The organism is Nocardia tengchongensis, assembly GCF_054781395.1.
Genome location: NZ_BAAGUM010000004.1, coordinates 538,288 through 557,893, shown reverse-complemented (window position 1 = coordinate 557,893; position 19,606 = coordinate 538,288). Strand labels below are relative to the sequence as shown.

The following is a 19,606-nucleotide window of genomic DNA, read 5'->3' as shown; positions in this document are numbered from 1 at the left end:
GTTAATGTAGATTCCGCTCGGATCGCAGGGAAGACCGCCCCGTCGGCGTGGCGTTCACGGGACAGTACGAACCCTGCTACTCGCGCACGCGCGCGTATTGAACGGAGTGTCGTCCGGCGCGTCGAGTCGTTGGAATCCTGTTCATGCGAGAGAATTTCCGATCGGGACCGTTGCGACGCGGCGCCGGTGGCGATGCGGAAACGGCGGGCCATCCAGGACCACCGATCACCGACGACAACACACCGTCAGCCACGACCGACCGCCGAGAGGGTCAGACGATGCCGAGCGACGTGCCCGCAGCGGGAATGTTGAAGTCGTACAAAAAAGTGTCGCGCTGGTACCCCGCCCTCGACCCGGCCGCGCCCGAACCGCCCGGTCCGGAGCATGCCCCCGCGCAGCCCGCCTTCGACGAGAGCGCCGGCCCCGCCCGCTTCCCGCACTACATTCACGACGCCGAGCCCGAGGTCGAGTTGCCGCCGGTGCCCGAGTCGGTGCGGCGCAACCACTTCGACGGGTCCTGGTCGGACTGGATGACCGAACGCGAAACGACCGGCACGTACACGCCGCCGCCGCGCTACCGCGGCAACACCGTCGTCGAATTCCCCTCGGGCAGTGGCGAACCCGGCACCGGCCCCGGTCGCCACGCCACCGAGTGGACGGACACGCTCGCCGAGCCCGAACCCACACTCGCCGAACACATCACGCGCATCGCGAGCCGGCGGGTCTCAGCCCTCACCCTGCTGATCGTTGCCATCGTTTTGCTGGCCATCGTCGGCGGGGTTGCCCTGTATGTGCTGAATTCCCATGGCGGGGCACCGCAATCGCTCGGCGTCCCCGGTGCGGGAGCCGGTTCCGGCCCGATCGCCGTCGCGGCGGCGTACAACGAGATGACGGCCCCCGCGATCATCGGCGACCATGGACCTACCGCGGGCGTTCCGGCCGGATAAGAAGAGAGCGGAGACAATGGATCAGGACTGGAGCCGCTGGCTCGACGAGGTGCCCGAAGTGGGTGAATCGTCGGGTCGTGCCGCGCGTTCCAAGACTCCGGTGGTGCGCTTGCGCAAACGCCGCGACGATTCCGGCGAGGCCGGTCCGGCGCCGCGCCCGATTCTGGTGGTGGGTGGCTGCGGCGGTGCCGGGACGACGACCACCGCGCTCGGCATCGCGGGGGAGCTGGGCGCGGCCGGTGACCGAACCGTGGCCGTGGACGGCACTTTCGCGGGGAGCGACCTAGCGCTGCGCGGCGCTGACGAGCACCTGAGCCCGATCAGCCTGCAGGCCTGGCTCTACGGCCGCGGCGACGACGAACCCGCGCCGCTCAAGGACTGCCTCTCGCGCGCCACCTCCGGCATCGGACTGCTGTGGCGCGATCCGGCGCCGCTGCGTCGCCGCGCCACCTACCTGACCGTCGCCCGCGCCCTCGGCGAGACCGGGTACACCCCGGTTTACGACGGCGGCAACCCGATCGCCAGCCGGCACCTGCGCCCGCTGCTCGAGGACGCCGATATCGCACTGGTACTGGCGATTCCGGCGCGCGTGGACGCCGCCAACCGCTTGCGCGTCACCCTGGAGTGGCTCGACGATCAGTTCGGCGGTCAAGGCGAGGGTCCCGGCGACGGAATTGTCGGCGACACCACGATCGTCGTGTCACATCAGTTGCCGGGCAGCGACTCTCGAATCGCTGAACATTTGCGCGAGCATCTCGACGGTTGGGTGAACGAAATCGTCGAGATACCCTATGACGCACACCTCGCGCGGGGAGAGCTGGTGCGGCACAGCGAGCTGGCCGCCGAGACACGCCGTGCGTATCGCCGCCTGCTTGCTGGAGTGGCATCATGACCGCAGCCATGAAGGAACGCCGATCCTCCGCTCAGAGCACCGGTCCAGGACCCACCCTGACCGGTGTGGTGCCACCACCGGAAGCCCGCCGCGCACCCATTTGGGACCGGCCCGTACCCGGCGGCGGACGCGCACCCCTGGTGTGGTTGCTCGGCGTGCACGGCGGCGCGGGCGCGAGCACCCTCTCGCATGTGCTTGCGCCGGCGGCGGATTCGTATCGGCGCTGGCCCGGCGTCTTCGAGCGGGAGTCCCCGTTCGTGGTGCTGGTGGCGCGCGAGACCATCAGCGGCCTCACCCGCGCCCACGACCTGCTGCGTCAGCATCACGCCGGGCTGGCCGGTGCGTGTGAGGTGCTGGGCCTGATCACGGTGGCCGCGCGCCCGGGCCGGATGCCGGCCGAGATCCGCCGCTACCGCGACGTGGTCGGTTCGCTGGCGGGTCAGGTGTGGCAGCTGCCGTGGCACGAGGAGTGGCTCCTGGTCGAGGCCGACCAGCTCCCGGTCTGGTCGCCCGGCGACCCGATCCCGGCCCAGCGCAAGCGCAAACCCGATCCGCTGGAAGAGATTACCGATGATGTGCGCGAGCTCGGCGCCGACATCGTGGCCGCGGCCCAGGACGCGCTGGACTCTCCCCGCCCCGACTTCACGGACACGGAGGAGTGATCATGAACACTTGTGGATTGCCTTGTGCGGGAAGATTTTCCGAAGTAGTCGCCGGCGCCGGTTGGACGGCAGGGCCGGTGATCGGCGAGATTGTTACTAGCAGTTCGCTTTTGGAGAAGGAAAGACAATGAGCATGCTCCTCGCCGTACACGACGCGTACGGCCAGATCCTCGCCCAGGTCGGCAATCCGACCCCGGAGGCTCCGCCCGCGTCGGACAAATTGCTGAAACTGGTTCGGTACTTCACCTGGTTCGTGCTGTTGTCGGGAATCCTGGGCATCACCTACGCCGGTGGCCGGTTCGCCTGGGAGAAATGGACAGGAGGCGGTTTGGAGTCGCCGAAGATGGTGGCCGGCGCGATGATCGGAGGGATCGTCGCGACGAGTGCGGGCACGATCATGAACGCAGTGATCACGTAATGCCGGCCGCGCTGGTGCCGCAGGCCCTGCACGCCGCGCTTTCCAACCGCGCGGACGCGGTGGCCGTACTGGCCTACAAACAGATGCCGTCGGATGTGCTCCGGCCGATGATGCAACTCATCGACTGGCTGCTGTGGTGCGTGCTGCTGTTCTGCCTGGCCTGGATGATCCTGGCCGCGGGCCGGCTCTGGTACGCGTTCCGTGACGACCTGGCCGCCAACGACGCGACGCACGGGGTGGTGATGAGCCTGGTGGGCGCGATCATGGCGACCTCGGCCAGTGGCATCGCACTGGCCCTGCTGCCGACCTGACGGGCCGGGCAGCTGATTTGTCCACTGGCACACACGCACTTGTAAACGACACCGTGGAGGCACTGCGATGAGCGAGAAGGAGCCGTCCGAGCGCGACGGCGTCTCGTTCGGCGTCATCGCCTCGGCCGCCCTGGTGGCGGTCATCCTGGTCGCCGGCCTGGTGGTCTACTTCGGGCACGGCGATTCCAAGCCGAGCGCGAAGACCGACCCGGGCACGCCGGCGGCGACCACGGAGACCGGCGCCACCGGATTCGCCTCGCCCGAGGTGGATCTGTTCGGCCGGCGCGTCGACGTCCCCAACAACACCGCCGGCCAGCCGCTGCCGCAGGAACCCGGAAAGCAGCGCAAGGCCACCGACACCGACTGGCTGACCGCGGTGCCCCAGGGCACCACCGATCCGCACGGCTGGCAGCGGGTGTTCGGCGCGTCGGTGCCCTTCTCCACGTCCGACGGTCCGGCACGCCTGGAAAACGGGCTGGCCGTGGGGTATTCGCACACCCCGCAGGGCGCGGCCCTGGCGGCGGCGCAGATCACCTACCGGCTCAACGCCCGCCCCGCGGACCGCGAGCTGTACGTCCGGCAGGTACGCGTGCCCGCCGAACAACTCACCGCCTACGACCAGGCGCTGGCCGACCAGCGGCTGCCGAAACAGCAGCCCGAGAAGGTGACCCGCTACCTGGTCGCCCCCGACGGCTTCCAGGTCGAGAACTACGCCGACGACATGGCCATCGTGCGGCTGGCCGCGCGCGGGCCGGTGGTCGACAGCCGGCAGCTGTGGGCGGCGGTACGACTGATCATGGTTTGGGACGCCGGCGACTGGCGGCTCAAGCCCTCCACCTCACGGACTTCACAGACCGAGTACGTGGATTCGCTGGCGGGGTGGACCCGTTGGTGACGACAACAGATATGGCATCGCGACCCATCGAGAGGTGGACCACATGCTGAGGCGGCTAGTCACGATTCTTGCGGTTGTATTCACCGTCATGATCGCGACCCCGACGGTGGCCTACGGCCAGACCTACGGTTTCGACCAGGCCTGCAACGAATTACACGACTCCCTCGACGGGCTCGGCGTGCCGGGCATCTCGCTCGGCGACGCGGCCTCGGCGGCGTGCAAGGCGGGCAACGTCGCCACCCACCCGAGCGACGCCGCCACCGCGGTGCGCGACAAGGCGTGGGACTCCACTTTCGGCAAGGTCGTCGACTCGCTGATGAGCGGTCTCGGCGAAGCGCTGATCCTGGCGCTCACGTTCTGGATGAAGATCCCGAACGAGAGAGTCAGCGACGCCGGAACACTATTCACCAAGATCAACGACTACACCTATCAAGTGCAGATCCTGTTCCTGATGGTGTCGGTGATCCTGACCGGTCTCAAACTGGCGCGAGCCAGACGCGGGGCCGCGGTCGAACAGGCCACCGACTCGTTCTGGATGTTCGCCCGCGTGGTGTTCAGCTCCTGGATGCTGGGCGCGGTGATCGTGGCCGCCACCCAGGCCTCGGACAAGTTCTCCGAGTGGGTGATCAACGACGCCACCGACGGCAACGCCAAGAACATGGCCGAGCTGATGGTGAAAACCTCCAAGCTGCAGGCGTTCTCGCCGGGTCTGGTGCTGATCATCGCCATCGTCGGCCTGCTCGGCGCGCTGGCGCAGATCGTGCTCGCCATCGTGCGCCAGGGCATGCTCGTGGTCGCGGCGGGCGTGCTGCCGCTGGCCGCGGCGGGCTCGGGCACCGGCATCGGAAACACGTCCTATAACAAGCTGATTCGCTGGATCATCGCCTTCATGCTCTACAAGCCGGTGGCCGCGATCGTCTACATGATCGCCTTCACCACCGCGGGCGTCACCGACGACCGCACCGGCACCGTGAACCTGCCCGATGCCGACGAGGCCCAGCGCATGCTGGTCGCCGTCGTGCTGTTGGGCACGGTGGCCTTCGTGCTGCCCGCGCTCATGCGTCTGGCGAGCGCGAGCGAGGTGGCCATCGTGGGCAGTGGCGGTTCGGGTCTGGCCGCGACCACCGGCACCCTGGTCGGCATCGCGGCGCTCGGCGCGGTCGGTTCCCGTGCGGTCGCCCCGCGCGGGGTGGCCGGTCCGGGCGCGGCCGGATACGTCGGCGGCGGCGGCCGGGGCGGACGGCCCCGGCCCGGCGCCGGTGGAGGTGCGGGTGGCGGCCCGCCGCGCCCGACCCCGCCGCCGCGTCCCGCCGGTGGCGGAGCGGCCGCGAGTCCTGCGGCCCAAGGTGGCGGCGGCGCAGTACCGTCAGGCGCGTCCGCGGTCGCGAACCGGGTCGCGCAGGCCCGGGCGGCGACCGCGTCGCTGAACAAGGCCGAGTCGACCGCGGGTGATCTCGCCGGTGATCGCTGGGCCAACCGTTCACCCGACCTCGGCAGGAGCACCATCCCGCGATGACGATGACCGACACCTACGAGCGCCGCTCGTACGGACTGTGGCAGAAGCCCCGCAGCGCCGGCCTTTTCGGCCTGCGCTGGGGCGAGACCGTGGTCGGGTTCGCCGTCGTCATCACCGCGCTGCTCACGGCGCTGGTGGCCGGCCCCCAGCCGGCCGCCGTGGTGGCGGGTCTGGGCACGATCGTGATGGTTCCACTGGTGTGGCGGACCGGGGGCCGCTCCGGCTACGAGAACGGATTGATGATGTTCCATTGGCTGCGTGGCCGTTCCAAGGGCGAGCACGTGTACCGGGGCGGGCGCTTCTCCCGCATCCCCGGCGGGGTGACCCGGCTGCCCGGACTGATGGCCCCGTCGCGCCTCTACGAGGGCATCGACGCCGGCGGCTACAGCTTCGGGATGATCCACCTACCGCAATTCGCCCAGTACACGGTCGTGCTGCGGGCCTGGCCGCAGGGCCACGAGGCCGTCGACCAGCCGGTCATCGACCGCTGGGTCGGGGCCTGGGGCACCTTCCTGGCCTCGCTGGGACAGACCTCCGACATCGTCGCGGTGGTGCCGGTCATCGACACCGTGCCCGAGACCGGAAACCGTTTGCTCACCGAGGTTTCGGCGATCACCCGGCCCGAGGCCCCGGATCTGGCCCAGCAGGTCATGTACGAGCTGGCCACCGAACTGCCGCAGGAACGGGTGCAGCTGCTGCCGCGGGTCGCCATCACCTTCAAGGCGACTACCGCCGAGCGGCGCAAGAATCCGGCGGAGGAGGCGGTCGAGATCGGCCGCCGGCTGCCCGGCATCTGCGCGGCGCTGGCCGAGGCGGGCGTGCGCTGCCAGCCCATGTCCGCCGACGACATCATCTCCTTCATCCGCCGCAGCTACGACCCGGCCGCCCAGGCCGACCTCGAGGTGGCGGCGGGCGAACCCGGTGGGCACGGCCTGGATTGGGCCGACGCCGGACCGGTCTCGCACGAGGAACGCTGGGACCACTTCATTCACGACGGCGGCCGCTCGGTCACCTGGGAGATGGACACCGCTCCCGAGGGCGCGGTCGACGAACGCGTGCTGCAGCGGCTGCTCGCCCCGAACCCGGAGGTGCCGCGCAAGCGGATCACCATCGTCTACCGTCCGCACTCGGCCGGCGACGCCGCCCAGATCGTGGACGACGACTACAAGAACGCGCTGGTGGCACAGCAATCCGAGCGCGGCGTCGTCTCCGCCGCCGCCACCCTGCGCGTCGGCGCCACCCAGCAGGCTCGCGAGGAGCAGGCCCGCGGCCACGGCGTCACCCGCTTCGGCGCGCTGGTCACCATCACCGAACCGCTGCGCGGCGACCTGCCCCGCATCGAATCGATCACCCGTGACCTCTCCACCCAGGCGCGCCTGAAGATCCGGCGCTGCTACCGCTATCAGGCCGCGGCCTTCGCGGCCTCGCTCGGCTGCGGGGTGATCCTCCCCGAACACGCCACCATCCCGAAAGCACTCGCGGGGTAACCCACCATGTCACGTGACTTCGACCCACCCGTCCGCGAACGCGACGCCGTGCCGCCCGCCACGCGGCGCGGCTCCCGGCGCGACCCGGCCCCCGTCGACCCGTACGACGACGCGGACCCGTTCCCGCCCAGCGGTTCCCGCGTCATGCGCGACGAACACCGGCCGCGCCGCGGCACCCTCCCGGACCGCCGGATGCTACGGCGCGACACCCCGATCGACTACTCGGCGGAGTTCTCCGAGGCGACCGGGGCGTCGGCGGGGCCCGAGCGGCAGCCGGGCGCGGTGGACGAGGCGAGTATCGCCGCGTCACGGGATGATTCGGGGTCGGGGACCCCGATCGATCACGTGGACAGCGGGATCGGTGGCGCGGAGCCCATCGGACGGGGCGTGTCCGGCCGCGGTGGTGACGGTGCTTTCTCGCCGGTCGAGACTGCGGCGGCCGGTCTGCGTGAGAGCGTCTCGGAGTGGGCCGACCCCGGTGCGCGCGTAAGTGATTCCGGCCCGTCGGTTTCCGCGTCGGGCAGTGATGCGTCAGGTCGGGAGCCCGCCGAATCGGAACCGACCGGTCCTGATCGTCGGGGGCGGAGCGGCCCGGATCAGGTCGGCAGCGGGTCGAAACGACGGCTTCCGGCGCTGCCCGCACTCGAACCCGGTGTCGGCGAGCACGGTTCGACCGGTGTGGTCCTCGGTTCCCCTTCCGAGATGTCGGACGGCGGCGGCTCGACCGGCCGGGAGCTCGCGGTGCGGGGCGAGGCCACCCCGGGTGACGCGCTGCGCGCCACCGCGGGGCCGCTCGAGAAGTCCGCGGCCGCCACGGCCGCGGGCGTGAGCGGTACCGAGCGCTCGGAACGGGTGCTCGACAAGCGATCCGGTCGAAGCGCGGCGACGCGCGGAACCGAACCGACCGAGGGGGATCGCATGGACCGCAAACGAGGTCGCGAGACGGCCGTCGACGGGGACACGGCCCGAGCCGAGCGTCCACGCGGTGAACGGCGCGCCGAAGGCGACATCCAGCCCGAGCGGCGCTCCGGCGGTGTCGATTCAAAGCGTGACCGTCGCGATGGGGGCAGTGACGCGCGGCGTGACCTCCGGGGAACCGAGGCCGGCCGCGAGCGCCGGGCTGCCGACGCCGAAGCTGCCCGCCGCGCTACCGACGGTGTGGCGGAACGTGACCGGCCCGGTGCGGAAGGTGTCGCGGGTCGTGACCGCCGTGGTGCGGATGGTGTGGCGGGACGTGACCGCCGTGGTGCGGATGGTGTGGCGGGACGTGACCGCCGTGGTGCGGATGGTGTGGCGGGACGTGACCGCCGTGGTCCGGAGGGTGCGGCGGGACGTGACCGGCGTGGCGCCGAGGGCGAGGCGCGGCGTGACCGGCGTGGCGCCGAGGGTGACGCCGGGCGTGAACGGCGGCGTGCCGAGGGCGACCCCGGACGACGCGGCGACACGGAACGGGATGCTCGCCGCGGCAAGGGATCCGAGGGCCGCGGCCGGTCCACCGACGCGGATCGGGTGCACCTGGGTGGACGCGCCGGGACTCCCGGCCGCGCCCGCCCGCGACCCGACGGCGAGGCGGGGGAGCGGCCGGTGCGGAACCGTCCCGCGCGCGGCGCCCGGCCCGAGCGGGTCGGAGCCGAGGAGCGTGGCCGCGGTGGCGCGCGTAAGGACAAGTGGGACAAGGCCGCCGAGCAGGCCGAGCGGGAGGCGGCGGCCAAGCGGGCCGCGGCGCGCAAGGCGGCGGCGAAGAAGAAGCAGTCCGGACCCCGGCTGCTCGACGACACCATGCGGGCCAAGCTCGAGGTGACCGCCCGGGAGGGCAACGGGATCAAGGCGGCCTGGGCCACCTTCCGGTTGCACACCGATGACCTGCGCCGCCGCAACTTCGCGGCGCGCGCCGAGCGGATCGAGTACGGCAGCTTCGACGAATTCGACCGCACCACCGCCCAACTCACCGATCGTGGCTACATCGGCGCGGGCGGCGGGCGGATGAACGTGATCGGCCGGCCGGTCGAGTACCGGGCCACCACCGCGCAGGTCGCGGGGCTGTGGCCGTGGTCGGTCGGCGCGGGCGCGCCGCTGATCGGCACGCCGCTGGGGTCGCACCTGCACACCGGCGCGCCGGTCTGCTTCGACCCGATGAACTGGTTCATGCGCGGCAGCTTCATCACCGCGCCCAGCCTGTTCGTGCTGGGCCTCAATGGTTTCGGCAAGTCCTCGCTGGTGCGCCGGATCGTGCTGGGCGGTGTTGCGCAGGGCATCACGCCGCTGATCCTGGCCGACGTCAAGCCGGACTACCGCAAGTTGGTGGAGCTGGTCGGCGGCCAGGTCATCGATCTGGGCTACGGCCACGGCAAACTGAATCCGCTGGCCGCCGGTGTGCTGGGCTCGATCGTGCCGCTGCTCGACGACTTCCCGGAACTGCAGACCCAGGTGATGCAGGAGATGCGGGCCCGTCAGGTCACCCTGGTCGCGGGTCTGGTGGAACTGGTGCGCGGCGAGCGCGTGCGCGACTTCGAGGAGACCCTGATCTCCACCAGTCTGCGCATTCTCTACCGCGACGGCAGTCTGTTCACTCCCGAGAATCCGCCGATCATGGAGGATCTCCTCGACGTGGTGGTCGCCGGCGGTGACGAGCTGCGGCTCGACGCCGGCGCCGACGACACCGAGGAGTACGCCGAGGCCATCAAGGAACTGCGCCGCTCGCTGCGCGCCCTCACCCAGGGCCCGTTCGGCGCGATCTTCAACGGCCGCACCACGACTCCCATCGACACCACCGCGACCGCCGTCTGCATCGACGTCTCGCACATCCCCACCGGCGACAAGAAGCTCAAGGCCGCCGTCATGCTGGCCTGCTGGGCCGACGGTTTCGCCTCGGTCGAGGCCGCGCACGTACTGGCCGACGCGGATCTGGGCCCGCAGCGCTACTTCCAGGTGGTGATGGACGAGCTGTGGCAGGTGCTGGGCCTGGGCGACTTCATGGTCGACCGCGTCGACGAGCTCACCCGTCTGCAGCGCGGCATCGCCACCTCGCTGATCATGATCAGCCACACCATCAAGGACCTGCAGGCACTGGGTTCGGAGGCCGCCATCGCCAAGGCGCTCGGCTTCCTGGAACGCGCGCGCGCCAAGATCTTCGGCGCGCTCCCGGCCGAGGAGATCGCGCGCCTGGATTCCACCGTGCCCTTCACCGCCGCCGAGGAGGACATGGTGACCGGCTGGTCGGCGCCGCAGGCGCTCACCGGTGAGGCGCTCAAACCCGGCCAGCAGCGCCCGCCCGCGCCCGGCACCGGTAAGTTCCTGCTCAAGATCGGTGAGGACCGCCGGCCCGGCATCCCGTTCCAGATGGAGTTCACGCCCTCCGAGCGGGAGAGCGGAATCCACGACACCAACCAGCGTTTCAGCGAATTCACCGAGACGACGGCGACCCGCGGCTCCGGTACCGGTTCGGACGAGGGGGACGCCGCATGATGCCGCACCGGTCGTATCGAAGAGTGTCGCCGGAGGTCCGGCAGGCCGCCGTCGCACAGGTCATCGCGCTGACCGGCAAGCTGCGTTCGGAGTCGGAGGCCTGCCGGGTGGTGGCCGAACAGATCGGCGTGCACACCAATTCGGTGCGCAACTGGGTGCGCGCCGCGGAGACTCCCGGCCTCGAGCGCATGGACGCGGTCGCGTTGCGCCGCAAAGTGGCTCTGCTGCAGCAGCAACTGGCGGCCGCCGCCGAGATGAACCGGTCGCTGGTGGAAACCCTCCACGACGCCAAGCGCGGCACATGAGCCGCTGCCGTATCGATCAGGGGCACCGCCGCGACGATCTTGCCAACGGCCGCAACGGGGTTGGCCGTGGCATATTCGACGAACACGCCGACCCGGGAAACCGGCCGGTATGGCGCGGTCGCGCGACCGGGCGACTAGCCTGGAAGAGTGGTCCGATTGGGGTGGTGATGCTGGTGGTGAGCGTCGCGATGCTGGCCACCGCCTGCGCCGGTGGCACCTCGACCCGCAGCGGCTCGAATCCGACCGGCGGGCAACCGCCCACGTCCACCACCCGGCTGCTCGAGGTCGCGCCCGCGCCCGACCCGACCACCGCCGACGGCGTCGCGGTGACGGCGTTGCAACAGATCTACACCTGGAACCCGGCCACCGAATCCGAGGGCGACGCCTTGCGTCGCGCCCGGAAATGGCTGGGCCCCAGCCTGATCCGAACCCTGGACAGCCCGTCCACCGCCGTGGACACACCCAGACCGACACTGCGGTGGGCCGAATGGGGCAAGGCGAACGCGCACGTCGAGGCGTTCGCGTTCGCATCCGGCGAGAAGGCTCCCGCGGGCGCCGACCCGAACCGGCAGCAGTACAAGATCGGCATCGAGCAGACGGTCGTCTACCCGGACGGCAAGCGGGAATCGCTACCCCCGGTCACCGTGGTCGCCACCGTGGTGCGCGGCGCCCGCGGCAGCTGGTTGCTGGACGAATTCCGTTGAGCGGCAACGACTCACAGGTCATCCCAGGAGGATAGAGATGGCGAAGACACCGGTGGCGGACCCGGCCGATCCCGGTCCCGACCGCACCCTGCACCTCGTGTACGCGGGTTTCTACATCTTCGGAACCCTGTGGCTGGCAGTGCAAGTGGGCAACCTGCTGAGCTCCCCGCGGCAGAACCTGCCGATCAACCCGATCGCGATCGTGGTCAACCTGATCAAGGGCGAGCTGCACTGGCCGACCGCGGCCACCGTCATCGTGCTGCTGGTCGTGCTGGGCACGGCCGGCTATGTGCTGTTCAAGCGCCGCAGCGCCGAAGCCGCGAAGAAGGGCCGCCTCGCGATCGACGACAAGGCCGACCACATGGGCTCGGGCGGCGCGATCAAGGCGCTCACGCTGGCCGGCGTGCGTGAGAAGGCCGGGCAGATGGGCGTGCCGCTGCACACCCACCTCACCGGCGACAAGGTCATCCCGGGCTCGCTGATGCGGCCCGGAGACGCACTGGTGCCGGGCATTCCGATCGGCATGTCGGTGGCCGACGGCGAAATGATGTACGGCTCCTACGAAGACCTGCAGGTCGACATCTGGGGTCCGCGCCAGGGCAAGACCACCTCCCGGGTGATCCCCGCGGTGCTGGCCGCCATCGGCCCGGTCGTCGTCACCTCCAACAAGCGGGACGTCGTCGACGCCACCCGGGATGTGCGCGCGGGCAAGGGCAGTCCCATCTTCGTCTTCGATCCGCAAGGCGTGGCGCCGGATTCGCACGACTGGCAGGCCCAGCAGGAACCCGCCTGGTACTGGGACCCGCTGGCGTGGGTGGACGTGCACCGGGCCGGCGCCGAGGTGCGGGCGGTCAGCCTGGCCGGTCACTTCTCCGACGCGGAGGGCAGTCCCTCCGCCGGCGGAGGCGCCGACTCCTACTTCGACCCCGAAGCCGAGGACCTGCTGGCGGCGCTGTTCCTGGCCGCCGGACTCGAGGGCAGCAACATCCTGCGCGCGTGGGAATGGGTGAACAACCCGCTCGACACCACGCCCGTGGAAATCCTGCGCAGCCACGCCAAGCACTACATGGCCGAAGGTCTGGCCGGGCAGTACAACCTCGACGTCCGTACGCGCGACGGCATTTTCGGTGGCGCGAAGGCCATGATCCGCTGCCTGAAGCTGCCGCACATCCAGCCCTGGATCATCCCCAACGGCGGCCGCGAACCCTTCGACGAACTGGCCTTCCTCGAGGGCAACGGCACCCTGTACTGCCTGTCGCTCGAAGGCCGCGGTTCGGCCGCGCCGCTGGTGAGCGCGCTGACCGCGGCGGTCATCGAGGTCGCCACCCACAAGGCGTCCCGTTCGCCGGGCGGTCGCCTGCCGGTGCCGCTGCTGGCCGCCCTCGACGAGGCCGCGAACGTGGTGCGCTGGAAGGATCTGCCGAAGCAGTACAGCCACTTCGGTTCTCGCGGCATCGTGGTGATGACGGTGCTGCAGTCCTGGGCCCAGGGTGCGCGCTGCTGGGGACCCGACGGTATGGAAGCGCTGTGGGGCGCGGCCAATATCAAGGTCATCGGCAGCGGCATCGACGACATGGCCTTCCTGCAGCAGCGGTCCGAGGCCATCGGCGACTACGACTCGATCGCGCAGTCGGTGTCGGAATCCAAGGGCGGCAAGAGCTATTCGCGCTCGCTGAGCTCCTCACGGACCTTCAACGCGCACGCGTTGGCGACGCTGCCGCGCGGACGCGCCATCCTCTTCTCCTCGGGTACGCCGGCGGTGCTGTTGCGCACGGTGCCCTGGTGGGAGGGCGCCGATGCCGCGGCGGTCGAGCGGTCCATCGAGGCGCACGACCCGTCACCGACCAAGAAGACCACGATCGGGGATCTCACCAGTCCGGCCCTGATCAAAGAGACAATCCCGGATGTCGCGGCGCCCAAGGAGGTCCGACCGCTGTGAGCGACGAGCAGCACCCCGAGAATTTCCCCTTCGACGACGCCCGCGGGCGCCGTCCGGACGAACCCAAGCCCATGGTCTACGAGAGCGTGGTCGAGTTCGTCGAGAACTACCTGAGTCTGGTGTACCGGCGGCAGGTGACCGACATCAGTGACACCGTGTGGTGTCCCGAATGGTGGCGCCACGCCGAGGCACTCGCGCGGCTCGAGGCGATGTGGCGGGCGTGGGAACACTTCCGCCACGACGGCAAGACCGGGCTCAGCGTCTGGTTCCTCGACCACGCCGACCCGCACATGGCGAAACTGTTCGACCCCAAGGGCCCGTTCAAGTACTGCAGTGTGCGCAACGGCCACAAGGACATGCTCACGCCGTTGCCGTTGAAGTCACCCCAGCACGGCTTGTTCAGCAACCCCACGCTCGGGGACTTTCCGCTGTAGCCGGGTCCGGTGTGGTCACCGGGCCCGGAAACGGAATGTGGCGGATCGCTTCGCGATCCGCCACGGTTCGAACTCTGCTACGACCGAAACGACTGGTACTCAGACCCGTTCGCGCGAGCGAGCGCGTTCGCGTTCCCGCTCATGGGCTTCCTGCTCGCGCACGCGACGCTGAGCCGCCTCCTGCTCCCGGGCCCGCACGGCGTCCTGCGCCGACTGCGCCTGTCCGACTTCCATCAGCATGCGCACCGATTGCAGTTCGGGCGAGATGCCCATCCGCGAAAGGTGCTGGGCCAGAGCGGTTCGCCGTTCCACCGAGTCGTAGCGGACCCCGCCGCGGTTGGCCTGCTGCGCGGCCATGCGGGAGGCTTCCGCCTGCGCGGAGAAGCGGTCCTTCTCGAGGGATACGCCGCCACGTTCCATGGTGGGGCGCTCCAGGATTCGCGACAGTTCGCGGTTGCGCGGATCGCGGGCCTTGGCATCGGCTGCTTCACGCAGTCGGCGCTCACGGCCTTCCTTCTGCCGGGCCTCGGTGACCCTGACGCGTGCTTCCGCTTCCTTCTGGCCACGTTCCCGGGTGCGCAGCGCGACAAGTGTCGCGAGCTGCAACATTTGCCTCATCATCGCCGCTGTTTCGCGGCCGATGTCGTCGAGTTCCTCGGCCATTGCCTGCTCCCCGATGCTGCAGTTGGATCACTATGGATGGTGGTGGTGCTTCGTCACGGACCTCGCCACGCGAACGGTGGTTGCGCATAGCCTTGCCCCGCCTGCAAACGCGGACACCGGGAGAACGTGGGGCGAGGCAGCGGCCCGATCGGGGATCGCCCGGGGGCTTTACTCCGCCTTGGTACTCCGTTCTACGAGATTACCAGCGAAAACTCCGATACCGCCGTACGCGCGCGTCGCGATCCAGCATATATCGCACAATTCCGGCAGGTGCGGGAAAACTCAGGATTTTCTTTGGTTAGGGAAGCCTTAGGCGGAAGGTTCAACGGGACCTTCCCGAGACTTTTAACGGAAAAGAAACGGGCCCGGCGCAATCCGCGCCGGGCCCGAAATACCGTGCTGGTCAGTTGATTTGGACCGACTGGATGTTCACATCCGAGGCCGGCTTACCGTCCTGACCGCCACCCGCGACGCCGCCCTTGGCGATCTTGTCGAGGGTGGCCAGCCCGGCCTCGTCGACCGTGCCGAAAATCGTGTACTGGGGCGGCAACTGGGAATCGCCGTAGACCAGGAAGAACTGGCTGCCGTTGGTGCCCGGGCCGGCATTGGCCATGGCCAGCACGCCGCGCTTGTACTCGACCGGGAACTGCGCCGCCTGATCGGTGGGCGCGTACTGGTCAGTCGGGTACTCGTTGTCGAATTCGTAACCGGGACCGCCCATTCCGGTACCGCTCGGATCGCCGCACTGCAGCACCTGCAGACCCTTACCGGTGGTCATGCGGTGGCAACTGGTGGCGTCGAAGTACTTCTGCTTGGCCAGACTCTCGAAACTATTAACCGTGCAGGGGGATTCGCCCGGATTCAGGGTCATCGAGATCGGGCCCTGATTGGTGTCCATCGTCGCCTTCACCTGACCGGCGGTGGTGATGTTCGCCGTACCCGGCGCGCTCACCGCCTTGTCGGCGGGCTTCTGCGACGGACGGTACTCACAGCTCACCGAGGCCGGCTTGGCCTTCGCCGCCGGCGGGGGAGCGGCGGTCAGCGAGGCGTCGGGAGTCTCGGACGACTTCGCGCTCGTGCTGTTGTCATCGCCCTTGGTCAGGAAGTAGATGCCGACACCGGCCGCCACGGCGACCACGACGCCCAGCGCCGACGCCGCGATGGTGAGCTGCTTGCGCTTGCGCGCCCGCTGGGCCCGGTTCTCGAGTTGGCGCTCCAGCTTCCGCTTAGCCGCAGCGCGTCGCTGTTCATTGCTCGGCACTAACTGTCCCTCCGTGAACGGTCGGTATCTGATGTCTGTACAGACTGCGGCCGTCAGCCCAGCGGCCGCGGCAGACATTACCTCTAAACGCTGAGAAAAACCTACATATGGCCACCGCCCCGCCCCGCGACGCGGGCATCGGGCGGTAACCGGTTGGACTTGCCCGACGGCCGTGGTGGAAACTTGACCATCGTGACCAAGACCAGCAGCTTCAGTGCCCCGAGGGGGGTCCCCGACTATCTGCCCCCCACCTCCGCGGAGTTCGTCGCCGTCCGCGACGGCCTCGTAGCGACCGCGCGCCTGGCCGGATACGGGCATGTCGAGCTGCCGGTTTTCGAAGAGACCGCCCTGTTCGCGCGCGGTGTGGGGGAGTCGACCGACGTCGTCTCCAAGGAGATGTGGACCTTCGCCGACCGCAACGGTGAGAGCTTCACCCTGCGCCCCGAAGGCACCGCCGGCGTCATGCGCGCGGTCATCCAGAACGGCCTCGACCGCGGGCCGCTGCCGGTCAAGCTCTGCTACGCCGGGCCCTTCTTCCGCTACGAACGCCCGCAGAAGGGCCGCTACCGGCAGTTGCAGCAGGTCGGCGTGGAAGCCATCGGCGTCGACGACCCGGCCCTGGACGCCGAGGTCATCGCCATCGCCGACGCCGGATTCCGCGGCCTCGGCCTCGACGGCTTCCGGCTCGAGATCACCTCGCTCGGCGACGAGACCTGCCGCCCGCAGTACCGCGAACTGCTGCAGGACTTCCTGATGAAGCTCCCGCTCGACGAGGACACCCGCCGCCGCGCGCTGATCAACCCGCTACGCGTGCTCGACGACAAGCGGCCCGAGGTCCAGGAGATGACGGCCAACGCGCCGCTCATGATCGACCACCTGTCGGAGTCCGCCAAGGCGCACTTCGAGCAGGTGCTCGGCCACCTCGACGCGCTCGGTGTGCCGTACGTGGTCAACCCGCGCATGGTGCGCGGGCTCGACTACTACACCAAGACCACCTTCGAATTCGTGCACGACGGGCTCGGCGCGCAATCCGGCATCGGCGGCGGCGGCCGCTATGACGGGCTGATGGCCGAACTCGGCGGGCAGGCGCTCTCCGGCATCGGCTTCGGCATCGGCGTCGACCGCACCGTGCTCGCGCTCGAGGCCGAGGGCAAGACCGCCGTCGACGGACCCCGCGTGCAGGTCTTCGGCATCCCGCTCGGCGACGTCGCCAAGCAGCGCCTGGTGGTGCTGGCCGCCGACCTGCGCAAGGCCGGGATCCGTACCGACCTCGCCTACGGCGGACGCGGCATGAAGGGCGCGATGAAGGCGGCCGACAAGTCCGGTGCGCAGCTGGCCCTGGTGCTGGGCGACCGCGAGGTCGCCGACGGTGAGATCGGGCTCAAGAACCTGAGTACCGGCGAGCAGCGCCAGATCCCGCTGGACGAGGCCGTCGCCCAGGTCGGGGCCGCGCTTGCGGGCGACCAGGTCTGACGCAGACGGTGTGACTCCGGGCGGCGAACCGTCGCCCGGAGTCACACCGATCCGGTGCCCGCGCCCTGTGTTACGCCTCGGGAAGCCCCGGGTGAATCCGCGTATGAGCGGGGACAATCGGGGTATGGGGTAAGGGCCCGCTGACACCGTGCCCCGTCGCACGCGGGCGGCACGTGCCGCCGGTACGTGCGCCGCACTGAACTCTTGGACGAATGCGCTGCTGTGACTGATGAATCGACACCGGAGTCCGGACCGGTCGGCCTCGACCTGATCGCGCCCGAGCTGCTGGCCCCCGCCCTGCGGAAACTCACCCTCGCCGCAATCGGCATCGGGGTCGGCCTAGGGCTGCTTCTGGCACTGTTCGTGCACTGGCCGGTCGCCGTGGCCACCGGGCTGGTGCTCGGCGCGCCCACCGCCCTCTACGCCATGGCCGTGCAGCGCCGCCGAATCACCGTGTCCGGCACCGTTATCCACGCCCGCACCTGGCGCGGCGAACGCCACCTGGACCTGGCCACCGCCACCGCCGTGGAGATCGTGGTCCACCCCGGCCGGATCAGCCGCATCCTGCTGCGCGCCACCGCCGGGCCCGACACCCAGTCGGTCCCCCTGGCCATCTACAGCGACTCCGGCAGCGGCCGCGAGCTCCACATCCTGGGCCTGCGCAAACTCGCCGACGCCCTGGCCGGCTGCCCCCTCGCCGCCGCCCTGGCCATCTCCGGCATGCTCGTCCAGCAGCTGCGCGCCGAAGCCCGCGACGCCATCGCCGAGGAACGACCCCTCTACCGGGCCGTCCAACTCGTCCGCGCCCGCGACGCGGCGGGACCCATCGTCCTCGCCGACTCCGACATCGCCGACCTGGCCCGCTGACGACCGGACCGATTCCGCACTTCCATTCCGGCGCGTGCCGACTACCAGCGCCCGACGGTCGGTGCTTGGGCGGAAACCCTCCCTGACGTGCCGTGCAGCTCTGCGGGCCGGTGGGTGATGCGGCGGCGCGGGCCGTGTTCCCTTGCTCACGGCTTCGCCGGGCGGGGTGTGAGCATCGATAGGGTTGGGGTGAGATCAGCCGCTATCGCGAGGAGATCGCCGTGAGCAATGTTGCGCCAGTGACCGTCACCGTGACCGGAGCCGCCGGGCAGATCGCCTACGGTTTGCTGTTCCGTATCGCGTCCGGTGCGCTGCTCGGTGAACACACGCCGGTGCGGCTGCGGCTGCTCGAGATCCCCGCCGCCGTCGCCTCGCTCGAGGGTGTGGCCATGGAACTCGAGGACGGGGCCTTCCCGCTGCTGTCGGGCATCGACATCGCCGACGACCCGTGGATCGGATTCGACGGGGCCAATATCGCCATCCTGGTGGGTTCGCGGCCGCGAACCGCGGGCATGGAACGCGCCGACCTGCTCGCCGCCAACGGGCCCATCTTCACCGACCAGGGCGCGGCCATCAATGCCAATGCGGCCCCGGACGTCCGGGTGCTGGTGGTCGGTAACCCGGCCAACACCAACGCCTACATCGCGATGAGCAACGCGCCCGACGTGCCCGCGCACCGGTTCACCGCCCTCACCCGGCTCGACCACAACCGCGCCATCGCGCAGGTGGCGAAGAAGACCGGGGCCGCGGCCGCCGACATCGGTCGGATCACCGTGTGGGGCAACCACTCCGCGACGCAATACCCCGACCTGGCGCACGCCACCGTCGCCGGCCGCGACGCACTCACCGTCATCGACGATCCGGCCTGGGTCACCGACGACTTCGTCCCGACCGTCCAGCAGCGCGGCACCGCCATCATCAAGGCCCGCGGCGCCTCCTCGGCCGCGAGCGCGGCCAGCGCCGCCATCGACCACGTCCACGACTGGGTGCTGGGCACCGCACCCGGCGACTGGACCTCGATGGCCGTCCCCTCGGACGGCTCCTACGGCGTCCCCGAGGGCCTCATCAGCTCGTTCCCGGTCACCTGCGCCAACGGCGAGTACCGCATCGTCCCCGACCTCGACATCAGCGAATTCGCCCGCACCCGAATCGATCACAGCGTCGCCGAACTCGTGAGCGAGCGCGACGCCGTGATCGACCTGGGCTTCGCCAAGCGGTCGTGATCCACTCGACACGATCGGTGATCGGCACGGCCATAAATGGGTTGGCCCCGCTGCCGGCCCTCGCATACGGTGGGCGTACTTCCGGTGCGGAAGTCCGGCCTTACTTCACATTCGGTATGAGATCCGTAGGCCGGACGATGATTT

The 19,606-nt window shown here is 69.8% G+C and carries 18 protein-coding genes; 16 read left to right on the top strand and 2 right to left on the bottom strand.

Annotation, left to right across the window (positions count from 1 at the left end):
• Window positions 1-278: 278 nt before the first annotated feature.
• The 13 genes from ACYVKL_RS07840 (at window position 279) to ACYVKL_RS07780 (ending at window position 13,975) form a co-directional block, all read left to right on the top strand.
• The gene (locus ACYVKL_RS07840) at window positions 279-947 is read left to right on the top strand and encodes a hypothetical protein (protein WP_379169528.1); all 669 of its coding nucleotides are present in this window, start codon (window positions 279-281) and stop codon (window positions 945-947) included.
• Window positions 948-963: 16 nt separating this feature from the next.
• Window positions 964-1,839: a MinD/ParA family ATP-binding protein gene (locus tag ACYVKL_RS07835; RefSeq protein ID WP_213556318.1), complete on the top strand. Its 876-nt coding sequence runs from the start codon at window positions 964-966 to the stop codon at window positions 1,837-1,839.
• Window positions 1,836-2,501 (top strand): hypothetical protein, encoded by a 666-nt coding sequence (locus ACYVKL_RS07830; RefSeq protein ID WP_379169526.1) that lies wholly within the window; start codon window positions 1,836-1,838, stop codon window positions 2,499-2,501. The genes ACYVKL_RS07835 and ACYVKL_RS07830 overlap by 4 nt, the downstream gene beginning before the upstream one ends.
• A gap of 127 nt (window positions 2,502-2,628) precedes the next feature.
• Window positions 2,629-2,919 (top strand): hypothetical protein, encoded by a 291-nt coding sequence (locus tag ACYVKL_RS07825; protein ID WP_213556317.1) that lies wholly within the window; start codon window positions 2,629-2,631, stop codon window positions 2,917-2,919.
• Window positions 2,919-3,230: a hypothetical protein gene (locus tag ACYVKL_RS07820; RefSeq protein WP_246597893.1), complete on the top strand. Its 312-nt coding sequence runs from the start codon at window positions 2,919-2,921 to the stop codon at window positions 3,228-3,230. Before ACYVKL_RS07825 ends, ACYVKL_RS07820 begins: the two co-directional genes overlap by 1 nt.
• Before the next feature lie 67 nt (window positions 3,231-3,297).
• The gene (locus ACYVKL_RS07815) at window positions 3,298-4,125 is read left to right on the top strand and encodes a DUF8175 domain-containg protein (RefSeq protein WP_379169524.1); all 828 of its coding nucleotides are present in this window, start codon (window positions 3,298-3,300) and stop codon (window positions 4,123-4,125) included.
• An 88-nt stretch (window positions 4,126-4,213) separates the two neighbouring features.
• Entirely contained in the window at window positions 4,214-5,641 is a 1,428-nt protein-coding gene (locus tag ACYVKL_RS07810; RefSeq protein ID WP_460771455.1) for a hypothetical protein, read from the top strand.
• Window positions 5,638-7,128, top strand: a complete 1,491-nt coding sequence (locus ACYVKL_RS07805) for an SCO6880 family protein (RefSeq protein ID WP_213556315.1) — start codon at window positions 5,638-5,640, stop codon at window positions 7,126-7,128. The genes ACYVKL_RS07810 and ACYVKL_RS07805 overlap by 4 nt, the downstream gene beginning before the upstream one ends.
• A gap of 6 nt (window positions 7,129-7,134) precedes the next feature.
• Complete coding sequence (locus tag ACYVKL_RS07800) at window positions 7,135-10,593, top strand: hypothetical protein (RefSeq protein ID WP_379169520.1); 3,459 nt, start codon at window positions 7,135-7,137, stop codon at window positions 10,591-10,593.
• Between the two features lie 23 nt (window positions 10,594-10,616).
• Window positions 10,617-10,898, top strand: coding sequence for a transposase (locus ACYVKL_RS07795; protein ID WP_357195713.1), 282 nt, complete (start codon window positions 10,617-10,619; stop codon window positions 10,896-10,898).
• Between the two features lie 167 nt (window positions 10,899-11,065).
• Window positions 11,066-11,602 (top strand): hypothetical protein, encoded by a 537-nt coding sequence (locus tag ACYVKL_RS07790; RefSeq protein WP_379169877.1) that lies wholly within the window; start codon window positions 11,066-11,068, stop codon window positions 11,600-11,602.
• 37 nt (window positions 11,603-11,639) lie between these two features.
• On the top strand, window positions 11,640-13,541 hold the full coding sequence (locus tag ACYVKL_RS07785) for a type IV secretory system conjugative DNA transfer family protein (protein WP_379169518.1): 1,902 nt from the start codon (window positions 11,640-11,642) through the stop codon (window positions 13,539-13,541).
• Entirely contained in the window at window positions 13,538-13,975 is a 438-nt protein-coding gene (locus ACYVKL_RS07780; RefSeq protein WP_246597890.1) for a DUF4913 domain-containing protein, read from the top strand. The genes ACYVKL_RS07785 and ACYVKL_RS07780 overlap by 4 nt, the downstream gene beginning before the upstream one ends.
• Window positions 13,976-14,074: 99 nt before the next feature.
• Here the strand turns inward: ACYVKL_RS07780 and ACYVKL_RS07775 are convergent, their stop codons facing one another.
• On the bottom strand, window positions 14,075-14,638 hold the full coding sequence (locus ACYVKL_RS07775) for a hypothetical protein (RefSeq protein WP_213556312.1): 564 nt from the start codon (window positions 14,636-14,638) through the stop codon (window positions 14,075-14,077).
• 403 nt (window positions 14,639-15,041) lie between these two features.
• The gene (locus ACYVKL_RS07770; protein ID WP_213556311.1) at window positions 15,042-15,899 is read right to left on the bottom strand and encodes a peptidylprolyl isomerase; all 858 of its coding nucleotides are present in this window, start codon (window positions 15,897-15,899) and stop codon (window positions 15,042-15,044) included.
• A gap of 192 nt (window positions 15,900-16,091) precedes the next feature.
• Between ACYVKL_RS07770 and hisS the strand changes: the two genes are divergently transcribed.
• The 3 genes from hisS to ACYVKL_RS07755 all read left to right on the top strand — a co-directional run bounded on the left by hisS (window position 16,092) and on the right by ACYVKL_RS07755 (window position 19,462).
• Window positions 16,092-17,372, top strand: a complete 1,281-nt coding sequence (gene hisS, locus ACYVKL_RS07765) for a histidine--tRNA ligase (RefSeq protein WP_379169875.1) — start codon at window positions 16,092-16,094, stop codon at window positions 17,370-17,372.
• Window positions 17,373-17,594: 222 nt separating this feature from the next.
• Entirely contained in the window at window positions 17,595-18,239 is a 645-nt protein-coding gene (locus ACYVKL_RS07760) for a hypothetical protein (RefSeq protein WP_379169515.1), read from the top strand.
• Between the two features lie 221 nt (window positions 18,240-18,460).
• Entirely contained in the window at window positions 18,461-19,462 is a 1,002-nt protein-coding gene (locus tag ACYVKL_RS07755) for a malate dehydrogenase (protein WP_379169513.1), read from the top strand.
• Window positions 19,463-19,606 lie beyond the last annotated feature (144 nt).